We start from the raw sequence: 20,793 nt of genomic DNA on the forward strand, positions 1-20,793 counted from the left end.
TCATCACCGCACTTCACTGAAGCATTTCATCGGCGAACTTCATTGCCGCAATTCACTGACGCACGACGGCCGGCGGTTGCCAACTGCCGTCAGTAGCTTGCGGCTTCGGCGCGTACAGACGCAGCACCAGTTGCAGATCGGCGCGCGGCGCCGGCAGCCAGTTGCCGCCCTTGCTGCGCGCCGACGACACCGTCACGTCGAGCGAACCGTCGCGATTGCGGCGTGCGCCATTGCGATCGCCAACCGCCAGACGCGCCGGCGCACTTTCCCCTAACGCACCGTCCTTCGTGTAGGCGGTGATCGACCAGAAGCCGCGCACCGGCGGCAACTGGTTCGGCGCGAAGTGGATCACGTAGCGGTTCGCGCCGTTGAGCGCATGACCGTCACTGTCCTGAGTGATGACCGCGCGCACTTCATCGTCCTTCGTGCCGATGCCCGGCTGGGTCGCTGCGGCGTAAGCGCGCATCGCGTAGTCGGGACCGTAGTTGCCCACGCCGTCGCCGAACCAGCTCCAGCCATTGCCGCTCAGCAGATTGGACGGCGGCGTGACGACGCGGTCGTGGCCGTCGGCAAGACCCGCGGCAATCGCCTCGGGCGCGCTCGGCAGCTTCACCGGATCGCCAGGCGTCACGCCGAAGTCGGAAAGGATTTTCAGCGCATGCGGATCGGCCGGTGTCGGCGGGTTGTCCGGCAACGCCTGCGCGAGCCGGCTGAAGAAGCCGTTCGCGTCGAGCGCGGCAACCTGCGCGGCGGGCGTACCGGAAGCGGTCGCGGCGGCGGCATCGGCGGCATTGCTGCGCGGCGGCGTAATCGACGCCGAGCGCGTATCGCCCGCGTAGACGCTCAGCGGCGCGACACGGATGGCGCGCTGCAGCTTGCGCACCGCCGTCAGGTCGCGCGTGCCGTTCGACTGGATGCGCACACTCACCCATGCGTTGCGGGTCGGCACGTCGACGCGCGTCACGCCCTTGGGCAGATTGCCCTGCCAGCCCGAGCCGACGAAGGCAATCGTTTGCGCTTTGATGCCTGCGGCGCGGGTGCCGAACTGTGAGCTGGTCGACCACACCACGTTGGTCCACATGTCGAGTACGCGGGCGTCGACATAGCGGCCGTGCGAGTCGGGCAGTGACACGATCACCGGCTCGCTGCCGACGTCCAGCCAGCCGGTCGAATCGAGCGTGTCGAGACTTGGCTGCAGCGGATTGGCGGCGCCGATTGGCGGCAGGGCCTGCGCGTGGCGCAGCGTATTGACTGGCGCCTGGCCCGGATTAGTGCCGACCGCCGCGTCGCGCGCGACGCCCATCAGCACCAGCGGATAGCCGAATACATACGAATCGGCGACTTCATCCTTGACCCAGCCAGTAGTTTTTTGCGTCGTGGGCGGAGTCGACGCGCAACCGGCCAGAAATGCGAGGCCTGCGAGCGATGCGCAGGTCCAGTGAAACGAAAACAGTTCTTGGCGATTTTTTATCATTCGTTCAGGTGGCAGAACGTGCGGTCCTAAGGGAGACGTCGGTGCGCAGCGAACCCTGTTTGCGTGGCCTCCCTAAGCCGAGCGCAGCCAGTCCGCAGCTTGCGATGCCGACAACATCGGGTTGTATCGTATCCTTGCTCACCAGGCAAGCGCAAAGGCAGCAATAGCGCTTTGTAATGAGCGCGCGGACACCATTTGCAGTACGGTTAACGATTTTTGTCACTCGCACGCCAGTTCCTGTCTTGCTGGCCGCACTTCCCGACCACTCGCCGCCCTTTTGTATCCGGAGCGTTTTATGTATATGCCCGCCCATTTTGAAGAGAACCGTCCAGAGGTTCTCCATCGCCTGATCGCCGAGCAGCCGTTTGGCGCGCTGATTACTAATGGCCCGAATGGACTCGATGCGAATCATTTGCCATTTGAATTCGACGCGCAGTTAGCCCCCGGAGGAGGTGACGCGAAGCTCACTTCCACAGGAAGCGACACGGCTGCCGAAACCCACGGCATCCTCCGCGCCCACGTCGCTCGGGCCAACCCTGTCTGGCAGGAAGTCGCCGCCAACCCGGAAGCCCTTGTCATTTTCCAGGGTCCGGCCGCCTATATCTCGCCGACCTGGTATCCGAGCAAGCACGAGACGCATCGTCAGGTGCCGACTTACAACTATATGGTGGTGCACGCGCACGGCCGGATCGTCGTGCGCGACGACGAGGCGTTCGTGCGTGGCCTCGTCGCGCGACTCACCCGCAAGATGGAAGCGGGTGAAGCGGTGCCCTGGAAGATGGGCGACGCGCCGGCCGACTATATCGCCCAGATGCTGGGGGCGATCGTCGGTCTCGAGATCGAGGTCACGCGACTGGTCGGCAAATGGAAGCTCGGCCAGAACAAGGAAGCCGCCGACCGGCGCGGTGCGGCCGACACCCTGCTGGCGCGCACCAGCGACGAACAGAAGGCCGTTGGCCAGGCGATGCTGGACGCGCCGCCGGCATTCTGAGCTGTTCTGCTTATCAACCGTAGCGCGACGCAGCTGCAGCGCGCCACAAAAACATCCTTGACCTTCCCATCATGGGAAGGTCAATACTCGGTTCATGATGCGGCCCAATGCCGCGAAGAGCCTTGCCTGCCATGACCGAACTTGCTCCACCGCTGCGTCCCGCGGACGCTACGCCCTCCAGAACCACCGAACTCGACATCGGCGGGATGACCTGCGCCTCGTGCGCCATGCGCGTCGAGAAAGCCCTGGCCAAAGTGCCGGGGGTCACGCGCGCGTCGGTGAATCTCGCCACTGAAAAAGCCAGCATCGACAGCAACGCTGCCGTCGACCCCGAAACGCTCGCCAGCGCCGTGCGCAAAGCGGGCTACGAAGCCACGCCGTCGGCGCGCCCGGACGTCGCGCCAGCGCGCACTTCGCACGCCACTGAACTGGCGATCGGCGGAATGACCTGCGCCTCGTGCGCAATGCGCGTGGAGAAGGCACTCGCGAAGGTGCCGGGCGTCGCGGGCGTGTCGGTGAATCTGGCGACCGAAACGGCGTCCGTCAATTTAGGCAACGCGGCCTCAGACTCGAGTACCGACGCCGATGCGCTGATCGCAGCGGTCAAGAAAGCGGGTTACGAGGCGACGCTGATAGCACCGCCAGACTCACCGACGACTGCAGCCGATACCGCCGCCCTCGCCGCCGCCGCCGACAGCAAACGCAACCAGACCCGCCGCGAGCTGGCGGCCGTGCTCGCCTCCGCCGTGCTGACGCTGCCGCTCGTCCTGCCGATGGTCGGCGAATGGTTCGGCGTGCACGCGATGCTTTCCCCTTGGCTGCAATTCGCCCTCGCCTCGATCGTGCAGTTCGTGTTCGGCGCGCGCTTCTATCGCGCGGCCTACCGTGCGGTGCGGGCCGGCGCCGGGAACATGGACTTGCTGGTTGCGCTCGGCACGTCGGCGGCTTATGGGATCAGCGTCTATGAACTGGCGACCCATCCGGGCGACATGACGCATCTGTACTTCGAAGCGTCGGCGGTAGTGATTACGCTGGTGCGCTTCGGCAAATGGCTCGAAGCGCGCGCCAAGCGCCAGACCACGGATGCGATCCGCGCGCTCAACGCGCTGCGCCCCGACCGTGCGCGAATCCGCGTCGGAGCGGACGAGCGCGAAGTTCCGCTCGCGCAAGTGCGGGTCGGCACGGTAGTGATCGTGCGTCCCGGCGAACGCGTGCCAGTCGACGGCGCGGTGCTCGAAGGCCGCACCCACATCGACGAATCGCTGATTACCGGCGAAAGCTTGCCGGTGCCGAAGCAGGCAGCCGATCCGGTTACCGCCGGTTCGATCAACGGCGAAGGCGCGATTGCGGTGACGACCACCGCGATCGGCGCGGAAACGACGCTCGCGCGAATCATCCGCCTCGTGGAAAGCGCGCAGGCTGAGAAGGCACCGATCCAGCGTTTGGTCGATCGGGTCAGCGAGATCTTCGTGCCGGCGATTCTGGCGATTGCGGCGCTGACGCTGGTGGGCTGGCTGATTGCTGGCGCGGGAGGTGAAGCCGCGATTCTGAATGCGGTCGCCGTGCTGGTGATCGCCTGCCCATGCGCGCTCGGACTGGCGACGCCCGCAGCCATCATGGCCGGCACCGGCGTCGCCGCGCGGCGTGGCGTGCTGATCAAGGACGCCGAGGCGTTGGAAACCGCGCATCGCGTGAATGTTGTTGCGTTCGATAAAACCGGCACGCTGACCGTCGGGCAACCTTCGGTGACGGCGTTCGAGGCGATCGGCGGTATTGGGCGCGACGAGGCATTGGCGCTGGCTGCGGCCGTGCAACGGCATAGCGATCATCCGTTGGCGCGGGCAGTGGTGAAGGCGTATGAAGCGGCACAGGCGGGCAATTTGCGAGACGACACCGCGGTTGAGGGCTCGTCGGCGACCGGCGGGGTTGGGGCGGTGGTCGATAGCGCGTTGGGCGGTACCGCGCTGGCTGAAAGCACGTTGGGTGGTAGCGCGCTGGCTGGTAGCACGCTGAGCGCTTCAGCGCCCGTTGCGATAACGAAGGGCGCAACGGAGCCACCAGTTGCGACACTCACGGCAAGCGCCGCACGCGCAGTGCCCGGCCGCGGCGTGGAGGCCGACATCGATGGCCACACCTTGGCGCTGGGCAGCACGCGCTGGCTCAACGAACTTGGCATCCAGCTGTCGCCGCAACTCACCGAGCGCGCAAAACAACTCGAAGCTGCCGGCAACACTGTCTCCTGGCTGATACAACGCGCGCCGCAAGCGCCCACCGCGCTCGCACTGATCGCTTTCGGCGACACCGTCAAACCGACTGCCCGCGCGGCCATCGAACGGCTCGCACAAATGGGCATCAAAAGCGTGCTCGTCACCGGCGACAACCACGGCAGCGCGGCGAGCGTCGCCCTGGCGCTCGGCATCGAGGAATTCCACGCTGAAGTGCTGCCGGACGACAAAGCCCGCGTGATCCGCGATCTGAAGATCCGCAGCGCCGGCATCGTCGCGATGGTGGGCGACGGCATCAACGACGCCCCCGCCCTCGCGGCCGCCGACATCGGCATCGCGATGGCGACCGGCACCGACGTCGCGATGCAGGCGGCCGGCATCACGCTGATGCGCGGCGACCCGGCGCTGGTGGCCGACGCCATCGACATTTCGCGCAGGACCTGGCGCAAGATCCAGCAGAACCTGTTCTGGGCCTTCGTCTACAACCTGATCGGCATTCCGCTTGCCGCCTTCGGCTTGCTGAACCCGATGCTGGCCGGTGCGGCGATGGCGTTTTCAAGCGTGAGCGTCGTCACCAATGCGCTTCTGCTGCGGACCTGGCGCGGCGCGTCGGCGCGGTGAGGCGTTCACACATTAATTCGTTGATGCGTTGACGCCTTGACGCCTTGACGCCTTGACGCCTTGATGCCTTGACGGGCTATATACGCCCATATATTACGAAAAGCTTTCGAACAGACTAAAGAAATGGGCAAATCGGCCGTAATCCTGACATAGGTGTAAACCATGCATCCGCATGGCTTGCGCGCCACATGTCTTTCCTTACTCCGAACGCCCATGGAATTTCTCTCTTTGCGCCGCGCCAGCGTTGGCGCCCGGCTTGCCGCGCTGTCGTGCGTACTGGTGGCGTTGATTTTCGCCGCCTTCACGTGGGCGCTCACGCGTACCGCCGGCAAGCAGGTCAGTGATCAGGTGCTCGAGCGCATCGCCGATAAGGACCGCTCGATTGCCGCCATGATCACGCTGTTCGACAAGGCGCTGTCGGCCGAGGTCGATCGCTCGATGTCGCTGTTCGCGAGCTTCCTGCCCACGGGCTACACACTCGACGAGACCCAGAAAGTCGACATCAACGGCGTCGCCACCCCCACCATCAAAGCCGGCGACAAAGTCCTGAACATGGACTTCACGATTCCCGACCAGTTTCTCGAGCGCAGCGGCGCGGTGGCTACCGTGTTCGCGCGCAGCGGCGACGATTTCGTCCGCGTGACGACTTCGCTGAAAAAACAGGACGGCTCGCGCGCGATCGGCACGCTGCTCGACCGCAAGGCGCCCGCGTACGCATCGATCCTCGCCAACAAATCCTATACGGGACTTGCCGCGCTCTTCGGCAAACGCTTGATTACCCAATATCGGCCGATCACCGACGCGAGCGGCCGCGTGATTGGCGCGCTGTTCGTGGGCGTGAACGTGGACCAGGAGATCCAGTCGGTCGAAGACGGCATCAGCAAACTGAAAATCGGCGACAGCGGCTACTACTTCGTGGTCAACGCCTCGAAAGGCGCGGATCGCGGCAAGCTGATCGTGCATCCGGCCGCCGCCGGCCAGAACGCGGACAACGCGAACGCGCCGTATCAGCAAATGCTCGATATGAAAGAGGGCCAGCTCGAATTCAGTTCCGCCGACGCGACGCTCGGCGAGCGCAACGCGCGCGACAAATTCGTCTCGTTCGTCACCGTGCCGGAATGGCAATGGTTGGTGGGCGGCGTCGCGCCGCGCGACGAGGTGATGGCGGACGTCATCACAACGCGTGATGAATTCCTGCTGATCGGTTTCGCACTGGTCGGCGCATTCGCTATCGTGTTCCTGATCGCTGTGCGCCGTCTCGTGAGCCGTCCGCTCGATGAAGCCGCGAAGGCGTCCGAGCGCTTCGCCTCGGGCGATCTAAGCGTGCGCGTGGCGAACGGCGCGAATGCGCGCGGCGACGAAATCGGCCGCCTGATGCAATCGATCGACGGCATCGGCGAAGGCCTCGCGCGCATCGTGTCGCAAGTGCGCAATGCATCGACGGATATGTCGGAAGGCACTGAAAAGATCGCCACCGGCAGCGGCAACATCGCTGCACGCATTGCCACGCAGGCGAGCAGCCTCGAAGAAACGGCGGCCAGCATGGAACAGATCACGTCAACGGTGCAGCAGAACGCCGACCATGCCGCACAGGCCAACACGCTCGTGACGAATGCCGCGGATGCCGCGCTCGAAGGCGGCCGTGCGGTCGAACGCGTGGTCTCGACGATGGGCGAGATCAGCCGCTCGTCGCAGAAGATTGCTGAGATCACCAGCGTGATCGAAGGCATCGCGTTCCAGACCAATATCCTCGCGCTGAACGCTGCCGTCGAAGCAGCGCGCGCCGGTGAACACGGCAAGGGCTTTGCGGTGGTGGCATCGGAAGTGCGTGCGCTCGCGCAGCGCAGCGCGGCTTCGGTGAAGGAAATCGAAGGTCTGATCGCCGCCTCCACGGCGACCGTTCAGAGCGGTTTCCGGATCGCTGAAGAGGCCAGCTCGACAATGCAGGGCATCGTTCTCAAGGTCGGCCAGGTACGCGCGATCATGGCGGAGATCAGCGTTGCGTCACGCGAGCAATCCGGCGGCATCGAGCAGGTCAATCTTGCTGTCACGCAGATTGGTGAGGCGACCCAGCAGAATGCGACGATCGTCGGCGAGGCAGAACTCGCGGCGGCCGAGTTGCGCGATCAGGCTGCGCGGCTTGCGCAGGTGGTGAGTGTGTTCAAGCTGGGAGCTGGGCGGGATTAAGGCGTTCAAAACTCCACGTCCAGTTCGTCGATTTCCTCCACTTCCTGCTGCGCGTCCGCGATCCACTGCTGCATTTCAGGCAGTGCCATGATGCGCTGCCCGTAGTCGACAATCTCCGGATCCAGCTTCACATCGTAGGTAACGAAACGCGTCACCACCGGCGCGTACATCGCATCCGCCGCACTGCGTTCGCCAAACAGAAACGGCCCGCCGTACTGCTGCAAGCACTCGCTCCAGATCGTCACGATACGATCGATATCCGATTGCGCCCGGGCCCACACCTTGAAGCCCGGAAAATGCGCTTTGAGGTTCATCGGCAATGCCGAGCGTAGCGAACCAAAACCCGAATGCATCTCACCGCAAATCGAGCGGCAATGCGCTCGCGCGCGGGTATCTTTCGGCAGCAGCGCTGCTTCCGGTTTCACCTCGTTCAGATATTCGGCAATCGCCAGGGTGTCCCAGATCTTGATGTCGTCGTGAAAGAGACACGGCACCAGAATTGACGGCGACAGTAGCAGCAATTCGGCGCGCGCGGCGGGATCGTCGATCGACATCACGATCTCTTCGAAAGGCAGGCCACTGAACTTCGTCAGCAGCCAGCCGCGCAACGACCACGAAGAATAGTTCTTGCTGCTGATGGTGAGCGTAGTATTGGCCATACGTTTCTCCTCCGGATGGGGCGTTCCGCCGACGCCTGACGATGCGCATGCACGTTGCCGTGCGCGGGCGCACCAAAGCGCGGCAATTTCGGCCCGCTGGCATGACTCGCGCAAATGCTATGCCAACGTGCAGGGACGGCCGCGTCAGTGCGACTGCATGATTGGCACATGACTTGCCTCTATTCGGGCTCCTTCCTTTATTGCATTCGTGCGAAGGTTATGAACCTGTTCGCATATCCCACATACCAGGCTTTCGCCGACTTGATGCTGCCAATGCGGCACGGCGCAGCGCTGGTGAATCATTCGCTCGACGCGTGGCCCGCGTTTGGCGACACGTCGCATGGACGCTCGGTACGCGCGGCCTGCGAGTTGTTGACGCTCGCGGGACTCACACCCGTCAGACCACCATTCGACATCGATAGCGTGGTGACGGAAGGCAAATCCGTACGGATCGTCGAGGAAGTGACAGCCCACACGCCGTTCTGTTCGCTGTTGCATTTCCGTAAGGATGCCGCCCTTTCGCATCCGCAGCCGCGCGTGCTGGTGATCGCGCCCATGTCCGGCCACTTCGCGACGCTGCTGCGCGGCACCGTGTTGACGATGCTGGCCGAGCACGACGTCTACATCACCGATTGGCACAACCCGCGCGACGTGCCGCTGAGCCAAGGCCGTTTCGGCTTCAACGAATTCGTGCAGCACGTGATCGACTTCACCGAAACCATCGGACCGGGTGCGCATCTGCTGGCGGTGTGTCAGCCGACGGTCGCCGCATTGGCCGCGGTGGCGCTAATGGCCGCCGATGACAACCCCGCGCAACCCGCCAGCATGACGCTGATGGCGGGCCCGCTCGACACGCGCATCAACCCGACGCGCGTCAACGAACTGGCCAAGAGCAAGCCGATCGAGTGGTTCGAGCAGAACCTGATCAGCGCGGTGCCGTTCGGTTTTGCGGGCGCGCAGCGTCGCGTGTATCCGGGCTTCGTGCAGCTGACCGCGTTTATGTCGATGAACCTCGGCCGCCATCTCGACTCGTTCGAGACCATGTATTACGAACGTGCCAAAGGCGATCCGGCGAAGGCCGACACGATCCACACTTTCTATGAAGAATACTTCGCGACGATGGATCTGACAGCCGATTTCTATCTGGAGACCGTCGATACGGTTTTTCAGCGGCATGCGCTGCCGTTGCATGAGCTCGAAGTGGAGGGGCGGCTTGTGGAACCTTCGAAGATCCGCCGCACTGCGCTGCTGACCGTGGAGGGCGAAAAGGACGATATCTGCGCGGTTGGTCAGACGCTCGCCGCGCAGGACATGTGCGACAAATTGCGGCCGTATCTGAAGACGCATCATGTGCAAACCGGTGTGGGGCACTATGGCGTGTTCAATGGACATCGGTGGGAGCGGCAGATTTATCCGCGCGTGCGGGCCGTGATCTACGACAACGAACCGCGGGCGGTGCTGGTGAGTTCGCGGGCGCGCACGATTCAGCCGATGTCGGTGGCCGCGGCTTCTGAGGTGATTGCAGCAGCGCCGGCCGCGTCGGCGGTGGGTGATGTCGAAATCGATACCGGCGTGATTACTGCTGCGGCGGATGGAGCCAGCGCCGCCGCCAAGCCGCAGCAGGGGTCACCGGCGCCACGCCGACGGCCACCGGCGACGCAGTGATCTGTTCGTTCAGATGACCGCATCGTGCAAACGATGCGGTCGTTTCTTCAGGTAGCCAAATGTGCGGAAGTCGTGGCGGCTTCTTCGGGCGATCACTGCATCAACGACTCGGCCGCTCTCGGTGCAAGCCGTCACCGGCCTCGTTATGCGAGCGCAGCGGCCCAGCTTCAGCTACTCAAGCCGCGACGCTTTTCCACGGCTGCACGGCAGGCACTTCGCACGGACCTTCGACTTCAATCGACTTGAAATCGGCCGGCGACACGATTTCGATGTACTCCATATCTTCTGAGTAATCGAATAGATAATGGACGATGCCGGGCGCCTGATGCACGCAATCGCCGGCGGCGACGAGCGTCTCCCTGTCGCCGTACATGAAGCGTGCCCAGCCCTTCAGCATGATCACAATGTGGAAATCGGCCTCATGGCGGTGCCAACCGGTGCCTTGCTCTGGTGCGTGATTCGCCTTGACGAGTTGCGCCAGCACCTTGCCGCCGGTTGCCTGCGCGATGCCTAAATCGCGGTAGAGAAAAAAGTCGCGTAGGCCCTGATCCACGTAGGACGTGTCTTGCGGACGGACATGGCTGAACTGCGTGGCGAATTCGGTGGACATGATCGCGCTCCTCTTGAGTGAGCCGGCAGTTGAAAACGACGCGTTGGAGCGTCGTTTGCAAGCATCAAGCGGGCCAGTTTGCGCGGGGTTTTGCGATGCGAACTATTACGCGGTCGGGCGGAACATCTGGAACATCTCGCCGATTTCCGCGTAGTCGGCACGATAGCCGGCGCGCATGATCGGCTGCGCTGCATGGGTGTCGAACAGGCCGTCTTTCAGATAGGCCTCGTTGATATGGACGCCGACCACTTGCCCAAGCGACAGGTAGTTGTCCATCGGCTTGCCGTCGAGGGTGTGCAAACGCACCACTTGCAGCAGCTTGCATTCGAGCGCGGCCGGCGATTCGGCGACGTGCGGCACGGCGACGTTGCGGCCGGCCGCGGGCGTAAGGCCGGCGAGTTCGAATTCGTCGACGTGCGGCGGGACGGGTGCGGAGGAACGGTTCATCTGCTCGGCGAGCGGCTTGCCGGCAAGATTCCAGACGAACTCGCCAGTCGCTTCGATGTTGGCGATGCTGTCTTTACGGCCTTCGCTGCAGAAGCCGATGATCGGCGGGAAGCTGGCGAAGGCGCCGAAGAAGCTGTAGGGCGCGAGGTTCAGCGTGCCGTCGGTGGCGCGTGAGGAAATCCAGCCGATCAGGCGCGGGGCGACGATGGCCTTGAACGGGTCATGCGGGAGGCCGTGACCGGCAGCGGGGTCGTAGAAGTAGTGGGACATGGGTTCGCGTTGGGGGTTTGCGGGTGAGGCGGGAGAGTATTTATACCGCAGACTTGCTGGGGCTGCTGGGGGGGGGTTGAAGAGGTGCGGCTATTGGCCCTTCCGAGGGTTGCAGCTGATCGATTGGCTGCGCGATTCACACTTAACAGGTTTTGGACTGTTAATTAAAATTACAGCCTAAAACTTGTATATTCAATTTACAGCTTAATACCTGTATTTTTGTGCTACAGTCCAGAGACTGTACGGGCCTGAAGAAAATCCAATGGATTACGCTATCAAGACGCTAAGTCAGCTCCGCCCCATACTGCTGGGCTTCCGCAAGTCCGCAGGGCTCACACAAGCTGCGGTGGCCGAACTGTTAGGAATCACCCAGCAAAGCTACGCGCAACTGGAAGCCAATCCGGCATCGGCGAGCGTAGAGCGGCTCTTTAAGGTCATGCGTTTGCTGAACGTGGAGCTGCGCATGAGTCAGACGTCATCCGCGCCTGGCAGTGAACCGGCGCAGACCGACGCGCCAAGGCGTCAACGGCCAGTCCCCGCCGCGAAGAAAGCAAAACCTTCGTCTGCGGCCAACCGCACAGGCCCGCCCCAGAAGGCGCCGAGTTCGAAGCAGCCCGTTGGTGGGATCACGACCAAAAAGAAAAGGGAAAACTGGTAATCATGGCGCGCCGCTCTCAGACGCAACGACTCGACATCTGGATGAACGGCCTGCCCGTCGGCTACTGGGAAAAAGCACGGGAAGGGGACCGCCTGAGTTATCGCGACGAGTGGATCGAAGATGAACAGGGGCGCCCGCTTTCCCTGTCGATGCCGTTCACACCCGGCAATCTGCCGTACCGCGGCGACGTGGTCAGCGCTTTCTTCGACAATCTACTTCCCGATAGCGACGCCATTCGCCGGCGGTTGGCTCAACGGCATCGCACAGGCAGCACGCATGCTTTTGACCTGCTGGTAGCGCTTGGTCGTGACTGCGTTGGTGCGATCCAACTCCTCCCGCCTGACGAGCAACCCACCGATCTTTACGACATCTCTGGGACGCCGTTATCCGATCCGCAGGTTGCTCAGTTGCTGCGTAACGCAACCGCAGCAGCGCCGCTCGGCCAATACGATAGCGGTGCGGATCTGAGATTATCGATTGCTGGCGCCCAGGAGAAAACTGCGCTGCTGCGTCTTGATGAACAGTGGATCTATCCGGCCGGCAGCACGCCGACCACGCATATCTTCAAGCTCCCGCTCGGCCTCGTGGGGAACATGCAAGCGGACATGAGGACATCGATTGAAAACGAATGGCTGTGCTCGAAAATCGTATCGGCGTATGGACTGCCCGCGGCGAATTGCGAGGTTGCAACGTTCGAGGACCAGAAAGCGCTCGTGGTCGAGCGTTTCGATCGTAGGCTGTCGAGTGACGCGAGCTGGATCGTGCGCCTTCCGCAGGAAGACATGTGCCAGGCCACTGGAAGGCCCTCACATCTGAAGTACCAAGCCGACGGTGGGCCGGGCATCGCCGAGATCATGGACGTATTGCTCGGCTCGGAAAAAGCGGATCACGATCGGCGGCAGTTCTTCAAGACCCAACTCGTGTTCTGGCTACTGGCAGCAACGGATGGGCATGCGAAAAACTTCAGCATTTTTCATTTACCTGGCGGGTTGTACCGGTCGACGCCACTTTACGACGTGCTCTCCGCACATCCGATCATTGGCCCGGGACGGAATCAGATTGCGCGTCAGAAAGCGAAGATGGCGATGGCCGTTCGCGGCAGTGCGAATCACTATCTGATCGACAAGATTCAACGTCGGCACTGGATTGAGCAGGCTCGGCGGGTTGGGTTGGGAAGCGAGACGGCGCAGGGCATCATTGCCGAAGTAGTTGACGCGACGGATCAAGTGATCAACGAGGTGAGCGGTCTGGTGCCTTCAGGATTTCCAAAGGGACTGGCGGAATCGATCCTGGGTGGAGTTGGGAGGCAGCGGAATAAGCTAGCAGCGACGCCGAGTCGGTCGTCAGCCGCGTAGCAAGGAAAAGTGCCTCCCGCATAGCTCCATTAACCGCGACCCATTACCTGCTTGCGGCCTTCCTTGATTCGCGCCAGATAGGCGTCGTCCCATTCATAGAAACCAGCGCCGCTGCGCAAGCCGACGCGTCCCGCGTTGACGCCCATCAACCCCTTGCCCACTACGCCTATGACTGCCCTGTCCACGCCGCTCGCCTGCTGCCGTCGATGAAAGCTTTCGGGCATAGCGCAGCGCGCCGTTTCCGAGCCCCAACATGACAAAGCCGGTCTTCCGTGAGGAAGGACCGGCTTTTGGACTTCACGCCGCGGCATGCGGTGCCGTCATGCGCGCATTAATAGTGCGGCGGCGGCGGGCGATGGTCGTCGCCGTGATGGTGCGGATCATAGTCGTGCGGGTGATGACGCATCCAGTCGTCATGGGCCCAGTAGCGATGGCCGTCGTAGTAACGATCGCCATGCCAGCCGATGTTGATCGACACGCCCACCGGCATCATGTGCGGCTGACCGTAAGCCGCCGGTCCCGGACCATTCTCCACAACCACCCGTTCCTGGGCGAAAGCACTGCCGGCTGCGAGCAACGCGCCGCCCGCCAGCAAGGTTGCAATAATCGAACGCGGTGTTTTGTTAAAGGTTTTCATAGTGACCTCCCATACAAAGTTTTTGTATCAAGCCAGCGCCCGTGTTCGGTCAACATCGAACCGCGATTTTGAGTTCGGACCAGACGCCGTACGCTTGAAACCAACTTTAGCGGTGGAAACTGCATGAAGACGTGAGCACTTGTAAGCACACGTTTCATAGAAAGGGACGGATGGAGAGCAGCCTTTTGGGTGTCCGCCGCCCGTCTACAGCGCATGCGCGGCGAATCAACGCGATGGCACGACGGCACCTTGTCAGGCGTCGTTACATTCATTTCGGCCAGGAAATATTCGGAAAGACTGGGAATTGGGCGGTAACCGCCCAAAAAACAAAAGCCACGGCACGCGTTTCGCGGGCGGTGGCTTCAATGACGCGAGGCGCACTCGACGTGCGCGCCCACGCGCGGTGGTCCGCGCTCAGGCCGTACAACTTTGCTTTTTAGTCGCTCAGCTTGACGCCGAACAACGTTGATTGCGCTTTGCGCATGCGCTCTGCTTCGCGGCTACGCGCTGCATACGAGTAGTCCGAATCCAGCGGCAGATGGGGCGACGCAAAGAGGTCGCTGACCTTTTGGAACAGTGCAAAAATGAAGCTCATGGCGACTCCCGGTTAGTTACTGCATTTGCTAGGGTTTTCCCTTAAGAAGCATTATAGGGTTTTCCCTAGTCAAAAGCTAGTGCAATGCAGCAATTTCTCGGGTGGTGTGTTGCCACAGGGTTTTTATCCATGATGCGTTGCACCATGACAACGTCCCCGTTTTTTTATATTTCAGGACGACACGCCTGCGAAGCAAACCGCCGCGCCAGCTTTCGCCAGCGCGGCGGCACCGACACTCAGTGCGAGTTGGCTGCTTTCGGCTTGTGCGCGTGCTGTGCGCGCGCGCCGCGTTTGCCATGAGCGGGCGTGGCCGCGGCCGGCTGGGGCGCCGCGGTTGCGGCTGCGTCAGAAGCGGCAGTGGCCGCCGCCGCGTTGGCCATCGCTATGTGGGTGTCGAGCAAGCTGGCCATGGCAGCCTGCTGGTTCTGCATCATCTGTTCGATGCGGTGCTGCTGGGCGGTGGTTTCACGCGTCAAGCGCATTAGAAGCACCGTCTGCGTGATACCGATCGCAACCGTCATCAGCAACGCGCCAACGACGATCGACAGCATCCATTTCATGCGGCGCGAATGGTCGGTGGCGGCGAGGCGTTGATCGGCGATCACGCCATATAGGGCGTCGACGGTATCGGCGAAGGCCGTCGCACGCGCGCGGTCGAGTTCAGGCGCGGCACGCAGCGCTGCCGCGGCAGCTTCGGCGCGCTGAGCTTCCCGAAAGGAGGGCGCCGCGAAAGAGGCGCTCGCATGCGCGGATGTGGGCGCAGATGCGGATGCTGGCGCGGATGCGGCCGCAGTTGCAGACGCATTGGCGGCCGGCTTCGGCTCGGCAACCGCCGCGCCGGAATCGGACCCGGACCCGGACGAAAACGACGCGCGCTCCGCTCCCACATTCGCGGCTTCGGCGCCGGCTGCTTCTCGCGAAGCCGTCGTCGCCTTGGCAAAGGTCGCCGCGAAGCGCTGCGGCGGCATAGGCGGCCTGGCACCGCCCGAAGTCGGTGCCGCCGCTGTATCTGTCGTCGCGGCACCCGGCTCGGCCGCCTGGCGCAGCGCGGTCACGCTGCGCGCCACGGTCGCCGCCGCCATCGCCGGCGTGAGCGGCGCGACCGCGTCGCGTGCCGAAGCCGCCGGCTTCTCTTCGGCCGGCACCTCTGCTGGCGCCTTCGCATCCCCGAAAGCCAGCTCGCCAACAGGCGATGCCGTCGCCTCCACGGCCTCCGTCTCCAGCCCGCTCAATTGCGCATTCACCGGCGCGGGATCATCGGACTTCGTGGCGCGAGGCGCGCGACGCGCCGCCCTTGCCTCCAGCGACACGCCGTCGGCATCGATCGCGCCAACCGCTGCCAGCACGACATCGGGTAATTCGAAGCCATGCAGCGTGCCTTGCCGGACGTCGATGTTCATCGCTTCCAGCGTGGCGCGGGTGGGATCGTCAGGGAACAGATCGAGCGTGCTGTCGTCGCGTGAGGCATCGCTCAGTTGCGCGAGACGTTGTGCCGAGCGCGCGGCGCGCGCCAGCTTGTTTTCGGTTTCGGTCGAGACGGTGGCCTGACGCCGCTTCTTCGAAGCGGCGCGCTGAGGCCGGGACTGCGTGGATGCTGCGGAATCTGCCATAGAGAAAAAAGCGGTCGTCGCCGGAAAGCGGGCGCCGAGCACCGCTCGTCAATGCCATTGGAATTTTTCGAGACCGCATTGTCGCATGGCCGCCCGCCCCTGCCGAAGCCATTCGCCGACGATTTTCCGCTTTTAAGAAGACGTCGGGTCCTGCCGGAACTGCTTGACGCCGTGCAGTTGACGCAAGCGCGCGCAAATCGCCTCATATTCAGTATTCGACACGCGGTGCAGCGTGATCACCACTTCATCGCACTCCGGCGCGTCGTCGCTTTGCTGCATCACGAACTGCTTGACGCGCGGGCTCGCGGCGCCGAGTTCGTCGTGCAGCGAATGAAATGTCATGGTGCCGCGCTCGACGATCATCGTCAGCTGGCGCCGTTGCTTCACCGTGATGAAGCGGCGCTCGAGCGGCTTGATCCCGGCGAGGATGATCAGAATGATGATGGTCGCCGCGATCGACGCCGTATACAGCCCGCCGCCGACCGCCAGCCCGATAGCGGCGACCGACCAGAGGCTCGCCGCCGTCGTCAGCCCGCGCACGATCTCGCCGCGCAGCAGGATCGAGCCCGCGCCGAGAAAGCCGATGCCCGAGACCACCTGAGCGGCCATCCGCGAGGGATCGAGCACGACGTGTTCGCCACCCAGCACTTCGGCGAAACCATACGCCGACACGATCATGATGAGCGTCGAACCGACGCAGACCAGCATGTGCGTGCGCAACCCTGCGGCCCATGAAAGCCGTTCGCGCTCGAAGCCGATCACGCTGCCGAGCGCAGCGGCCAGCACCAGACGGGAAATGAGTTCGAGGTTCCCCAACATTGTTTTCCTCCTTATCTGAAATTATTTGAAGCGTATTCCGCACCTGTGGCGGAGTGCCAGCGGCCGCCGTTTGCTTTATGCTTGGCCGCACGCCGCCGCGCGGGTTGCTGGGACGGTCGAAATGCTGCTGTCGAACCGTCCTATTGGAGGCCGATCAGCATCCACGATCCACGATCGCCAGCACCGCACAATCGCCGCCGGCCGCGCTGCGGCGAGAGCCAAAATCCGCAGGCGCTTCGAATGACCGCGTTTGACCAACCGAACTATGCAGAGCATGACCCCTTCCGCCGCTTCGACGATCACTCTCGCCACCACCCTGCGTGATCACTTCACGCGTGTGGTGTTGCCGCTGTGGCGCGGGCCCGGTTTCAACACCGCGCTGAAACTGCCGTACGAAGCGGTCAGCGCCGAGGGTCCCGAGCCGTTGCCGGCAGAACGCTACCGGGCGATGGCGTGCGCGCGACAATTGTTCGTGTTCTCGCAAGCCGGCGATGCGGCCCATGCCCAGGTGCTGTTCGATTCGCTGATGCACACCTTTCAGGACACGCGCCACGGCGGATGGTTCTATAGCGTGGATGCGCAGGGCGCTCCGCTCGACACCACCAAAGACCTGTACACGCATGCATTCGTGGTGTTCGCCTGTGCGGAATACGGCGGCCGTTCCGGCAACCGCGACGCGCTGGAAGTCGTGCATCGCACGTCGGCATTGATTCAGTCGCACTTCGCGGCGGAAGATGATCTGTTCAACGCCGCGCTCACCGCGGACTTCGCCCGCGTGACCGGCACGCCGATCCAGAATCCCCTGATGCACCTGACCGAAGCCTGGCTGGCCGCCCGCAACGCGACGCGCGACAACGCCTTCGACGCCGCGTTGCGCCGTCTTGCCGGCGCCGTCGCACATCACTTCGTGCATGCACCGACCGGCTGCATCGCCGAATTGCCGATTTGCGCGGACGACAACCGTCTGGAACCGGGGCACCAGTTCGAATGGTTCTGGCTGGTCAAGCAGGCGGGCGCGTTGTTCGAAGCCTCTGGTCTCGACGAATCGCTGATGCGCGCGTTCAGCTTCGCGCAGCAATATGGCGTGGACCCGCAAACGGGCGGCGTGTGCGCCTCGCTCGACGCAACCGGTCGAATCAAGGACGCCACCCAGCGGATCTGGGCCCAGACGGAGTATCTGCGCGCACTGGCGAGGCATGACGACGCCGCTGCGCTCGCCGCGCTGCCGCGGCAAATCGAGCTTTTCCGGCAACGCTTCCTGCGTCCACAAGGCTGGTTTGAATGCAAAACGGCCGCCGGTGACGTGGCGCGCGCCGACATGCCGTCGACCACTCCCTATCACCTCGCGACCGCCTATGACGCGTTGCCGGGCTAAGCGCCGGCCGTCGTCTCCGGGACGTCGGCGTTAATAGCCGACTGACCGGTCAATCAATATTCTTCGCGTTGCCAAGGTCCCCAATCGGCGTCGGCAGTTTTAAATCGCGTGTAGGTCGCGCTTTGTCCGGTGGGGGTATCCGACGTGTCGCCGTGCGGCTTTTTATCGGTGGTGTGAAGGGCGAAAGCCTGGTGGTCTTCGGTATCGACCGTGATACGGCCGACCGGGTCCGGGGCGCTTTCTTGAGGTGCTTTCGACTCCAATATCGCGAGATAGGGGGTCAAACGACTCCAAAACGAGGTGAGTTCTTCCTGCAGATAATGTGTCAATGTTTTTCCTGGAAGAGTAATACAAGCAGTTTACCCTACCGGCTGGAGACCCCTGAAAAATGCTTTCCGGCCGCAAAAGGGTCCAATCACGGGAATACCCGAATACTTGTTGATTGGCGTCCATCATAAAGACGTGATACAACTCGTACTTCGCGCTCGATCTCGTGTTGAGAAATAGCGGTCGCGAATGCAACACACAACATTTACTGGATTAAAAATGGCAACAGGTACTGTGAAGTGGTTTAACGATGCAAAGGGCTTTGGCTTCATCACCCCGGACGACGGCGGCGAAGACCTGTTTGCACACTTTTCGGAAGTTCAAGGCAGCGGCTTCAAGTCCCTGCAGGAAAACCAAAAAGTGACGTTCGAAGTCAAGCAAGGCCCGAAGGGCAAGCAAGCTGCGAACATCCAGCCGGCCTAAGTACCAACAGGTACTTTGAGGCACGCTTAGGCGCTTGCGTCTGATGCAAAATGGCCCGCTTCGGCGGGCCATTTTCTTTTGCAGATGCACTCTTTTGGGGTGCCTGTGCGGTGTCTGTGCGGTTTAAATTGCCCGCATCGCCGACTGCCCAAACCCCGCCATTTGCCCTCGCGTGTCGTCCATTTGTTGCATCCGCAACACAGTTTCCGAAATTTCGAACACGGAAACGGCCTCCTTCAATTGCTGCGTCTGTTGATGCAGTGAGGCTGCCGCTGCGGCAGCTTCTTCGACCAGCGCCGCGTTCTGCTGCGTCATCTCGTCCATCTGCACCACCGCCTGGTTGACCTGCTCGATGCCCGTGCTCTGCTCGAGCGACGATGCGCTGATTTCCGCCATCATCTGCGTGACCCGCGAAATCGATGCGGAAACGTTGCTCATGGCTTCGCCGGCATGCTCGACCAGCGCCGAACCGCCCTGAATCTCGGCAACCGACTCACTGATCAGCGTCTTGATTTCCTTCGCCGACTGGGCGCTGCGCTGGGCGAGACCGCGCACCTCGCCCGCCACCACGGCGAAGCCACGGCCCTGCTCGCCCGCGCGGGCCGCTTCGACGGCCGCGTTCAGCGCGAGGATATTGGTCTGGAACGCGATGCCGTCGATCACCGAAATGATCTCGGCGATCTTGTCCGAGCTTTGCGCGATGCCGCGCATCTTGTCGACCACCTCGTTGACCACTTCGCTGCCACGCGAGGTCGCCTCGAGCGCGGTTTCGGCGAGCGCATTGGCCTCGCGGGCGTGATCGGCGTTCTGGCGCACCGTGGCGGTCAATTCCTCCATGCTCGACGCGGTTTCTTCGAGCGATGCCGCCTGGTTTTCCGTGCGCGCCGACAAATCGGCGTTGCCGGTGGCAATTTCGTCCGCGCCGAGGTGGATCGAGTCAGCGGATTCGCGCACGGTTTGCACGGTGCGCGCCACGCTGGCCTGCATTTTCGCGAGGCCCGAGAACAGGCGGCCGATTTCATTGGTGCCGCGCGAGGCAATCGGCTGGTCGAGACGCCCTTGCGCGATGCGGTCGAAGTGACGGCCGGCTTCCTCGAGCGGGGCCACCACGCCCTTGCGGAGCGCCGCGTACACACCGAACGTGCCCACCACCAGCACCAGCAGGATCGCGACGCTGACGCCCCGGAACAGTGTCATGCGGGCATCGATCGAATCGAGCGACGCACGGCTCGCGGCGTCGCCGAATTGCACGAAGTTGTGCGACTCGGCGAGGTAGGCGTCCTGGAAGCCTTGGGTCGGCTGGTCGAGGAAAGCCTGGATATTGTTCGCGTCGAGAAACTGCACCAGTTTCGAGAGTGCGTCATGCAGCTTTTTATAGCGCTCGGCGAGCGCGGCAGCGCGGGTGCTGTTTTCGTCGCTGGTCTTCTGCGCGCTCATGAAGGTGCCAAACGACTGATCGGCGGCCGTCAACTGTTCGCGGGCGTGCTGCACGATATCGGTTGGTTCAGTGCCGCCGCGCACCATGCGCGTACCCGCGCGCGACAGGTTGATGCGGGCATCCATCAGGCGCTGGGTCGTTTCATTGACCGCGTCCACCTGCTTTAACGCGATATTCGATAGATCGCCCACGTCGTCATGGGTGCGCGTGAGCGACCAGAACCCCAAACCCACCGTGACAAGCTGGAAAACGCAGAACGCGGCCAGGACACACAACAGGCCGGATGCGACCTTGATCTTGCTGAACATCGTGAACACCTAAAGCAAAGAATGACGGGAGCTACGTCAGGGTTAACGGCATAACCGAACTTTGCTTGAGATCAATTTCGCTAAAGATCGCCTTACGGC

Annotated in this window: 18 protein-coding genes and 1 pseudogene; 8 read left to right on the forward strand and 11 right to left on the reverse strand. The window is 62.8% G+C overall.

The window, feature by feature from the left end; translation table 11 throughout:
• Positions 1–52: 52 nt before the first annotated feature.
• The gene (locus HHL24_RS24760) at positions 53–1,474 is read right to left on the reverse strand and encodes a DUF1254 domain-containing protein (protein WP_169487993.1); all 1,422 of its coding nucleotides are present in this window, start codon (positions 1,472–1,474) and stop codon (positions 53–55) included.
• A 295-nt stretch (positions 1,475–1,769) separates the two neighbouring features.
• Between HHL24_RS24760 and HHL24_RS24765 the strand changes: the two genes are divergently transcribed.
• The 3 genes from HHL24_RS24765 (at position 1,770) to HHL24_RS24775 (ending at position 7,498) form a co-directional block, all read left to right on the forward strand.
• A complete protein-coding gene (locus tag HHL24_RS24765; protein WP_169487994.1) occupies positions 1,770–2,465 on the forward strand; it encodes an FMN-binding negative transcriptional regulator in 696 nt (231 codons plus the stop codon).
• 131 nt (positions 2,466–2,596) lie between these two features.
• Positions 2,597–5,311 carry a heavy metal translocating P-type ATPase gene (locus HHL24_RS24770; RefSeq protein WP_169487995.1) on the forward strand — a complete coding sequence of 905 codons (2,715 nt, stop codon included), beginning with the start codon at positions 2,597–2,599 and terminating at the stop codon, positions 5,309–5,311.
• Positions 5,312–5,524: 213 nt separating this feature from the next.
• Positions 5,525–7,498: a methyl-accepting chemotaxis protein gene (locus HHL24_RS24775; RefSeq protein ID WP_169487996.1), complete on the forward strand. Its 1,974-nt coding sequence runs from the start codon at positions 5,525–5,527 to the stop codon at positions 7,496–7,498.
• 5 nt (positions 7,499–7,503) lie between these two features.
• On the opposite strand, the gene HHL24_RS24780 is transcribed toward HHL24_RS24775, so the two are convergent.
• Positions 7,504–8,157 carry a glutathione S-transferase family protein gene (locus HHL24_RS24780; RefSeq protein WP_169487997.1) on the reverse strand — a complete coding sequence of 218 codons (654 nt, stop codon included), beginning with the start codon at positions 8,155–8,157 and terminating at the stop codon, positions 7,504–7,506.
• 219 nt (positions 8,158–8,376) lie between these two features.
• Here HHL24_RS24780 and HHL24_RS24785 point away from each other — a divergent pair, with 219 nt between their 5' ends.
• Positions 8,377–9,822 (forward strand): polyhydroxyalkanoate depolymerase, encoded by a 1,446-nt coding sequence (locus tag HHL24_RS24785; protein ID WP_169487998.1) that lies wholly within the window; start codon positions 8,377–8,379, stop codon positions 9,820–9,822.
• 175 nt (positions 9,823–9,997) lie between these two features.
• Here the strand turns inward: HHL24_RS24785 and HHL24_RS24790 are convergent, their stop codons facing one another.
• On the reverse strand, positions 9,998–10,432 hold the full coding sequence (locus HHL24_RS24790; RefSeq protein ID WP_169487999.1) for a cupin domain-containing protein: 435 nt from the start codon (positions 10,430–10,432) through the stop codon (positions 9,998–10,000).
• Between the two features lie 105 nt (positions 10,433–10,537).
• On the reverse strand, positions 10,538–11,149 hold the full coding sequence (locus tag HHL24_RS24795) for a flavin reductase family protein (protein ID WP_169488000.1): 612 nt from the start codon (positions 11,147–11,149) through the stop codon (positions 10,538–10,540).
• Positions 11,150–11,411: 262 nt separating this feature from the next.
• On the opposite strand from HHL24_RS24795, the gene HHL24_RS24800 reads away from it, so the two are divergent.
• Together HHL24_RS24800 and HHL24_RS24805 are read left to right on the forward strand one after the other, a co-directional pair.
• Positions 11,412–11,807, forward strand: a complete 396-nt coding sequence (locus HHL24_RS24800) for a helix-turn-helix transcriptional regulator (protein ID WP_169488001.1) — start codon at positions 11,412–11,414, stop codon at positions 11,805–11,807.
• A 2-nt stretch (positions 11,808–11,809) separates the two neighbouring features.
• Positions 11,810–13,162: a type II toxin-antitoxin system HipA family toxin gene (locus tag HHL24_RS24805; RefSeq protein WP_169488002.1), complete on the forward strand. Its 1,353-nt coding sequence runs from the start codon at positions 11,810–11,812 to the stop codon at positions 13,160–13,162.
• 29 nt (positions 13,163–13,191) lie between these two features.
• Here the strand turns inward: HHL24_RS24805 and HHL24_RS24810 are convergent.
• From HHL24_RS24810 to HHL24_RS24830, 5 genes and pseudogenes are all read right to left on the reverse strand, one after another.
• Positions 13,192–13,302: pseudogene (locus HHL24_RS24810) on the reverse strand (3-hydroxyacyl-CoA dehydrogenase family protein); the annotation flags it as partial.
• 191 nt (positions 13,303–13,493) lie between these two features.
• On the reverse strand, positions 13,494–13,799 hold the full coding sequence (locus HHL24_RS24815; RefSeq protein WP_169488003.1) for a hypothetical protein: 306 nt from the start codon (positions 13,797–13,799) through the stop codon (positions 13,494–13,496).
• 436 nt (positions 13,800–14,235) lie between these two features.
• Positions 14,236–14,394 carry a hypothetical protein gene (locus HHL24_RS24820; protein ID WP_169488004.1) on the reverse strand — a complete coding sequence of 53 codons (159 nt, stop codon included), beginning with the start codon at positions 14,392–14,394 and terminating at the stop codon, positions 14,236–14,238.
• 236 nt (positions 14,395–14,630) lie between these two features.
• On the reverse strand, positions 14,631–16,004 hold the full coding sequence (locus HHL24_RS24825) for a hypothetical protein (protein ID WP_169488005.1): 1,374 nt from the start codon (positions 16,002–16,004) through the stop codon (positions 14,631–14,633).
• A 132-nt stretch (positions 16,005–16,136) separates the two neighbouring features.
• Positions 16,137–16,823: an MgtC/SapB family protein gene (locus HHL24_RS24830; RefSeq protein WP_169488006.1), complete on the reverse strand. Its 687-nt coding sequence runs from the start codon at positions 16,821–16,823 to the stop codon at positions 16,137–16,139.
• Between the two features lie 265 nt (positions 16,824–17,088).
• Between HHL24_RS24830 and HHL24_RS24835 the strand changes: the two genes are divergently transcribed.
• Complete coding sequence (locus HHL24_RS24835) at positions 17,089–18,198, forward strand: AGE family epimerase/isomerase (RefSeq protein ID WP_169488083.1); 1,110 nt, start codon at positions 17,089–17,091, stop codon at positions 18,196–18,198.
• Positions 18,199–18,251: 53 nt separating this feature from the next.
• On the opposite strand, the gene HHL24_RS24840 is transcribed toward HHL24_RS24835, so the two are convergent.
• The gene (locus tag HHL24_RS24840) at positions 18,252–18,527 is read right to left on the reverse strand and encodes a hypothetical protein (RefSeq protein WP_169488007.1); all 276 of its coding nucleotides are present in this window, start codon (positions 18,525–18,527) and stop codon (positions 18,252–18,254) included.
• Positions 18,528–18,744: 217 nt separating this feature from the next.
• Between HHL24_RS24840 and HHL24_RS24845 the strand changes: the two genes are divergently transcribed.
• On the forward strand, positions 18,745–18,948 hold the full coding sequence (locus HHL24_RS24845; protein WP_007178724.1) for a cold-shock protein: 204 nt from the start codon (positions 18,745–18,747) through the stop codon (positions 18,946–18,948).
• A 123-nt stretch (positions 18,949–19,071) separates the two neighbouring features.
• On the opposite strand, the gene HHL24_RS24850 is transcribed toward HHL24_RS24845, so the two are convergent.
• Complete coding sequence (locus tag HHL24_RS24850; protein WP_169488008.1) at positions 19,072–20,694, reverse strand: methyl-accepting chemotaxis protein; 1,623 nt, start codon at positions 20,692–20,694, stop codon at positions 19,072–19,074.
• Positions 20,695–20,793: the final 99 nt, after the last annotated feature.

The sequence above is a fragment of the Paraburkholderia polaris genome, from assembly GCF_012927345.1.
GTDB classification, from domain to species: Bacteria; Pseudomonadota; Gammaproteobacteria; order Burkholderiales; family Burkholderiaceae; genus Paraburkholderia; species Paraburkholderia polaris.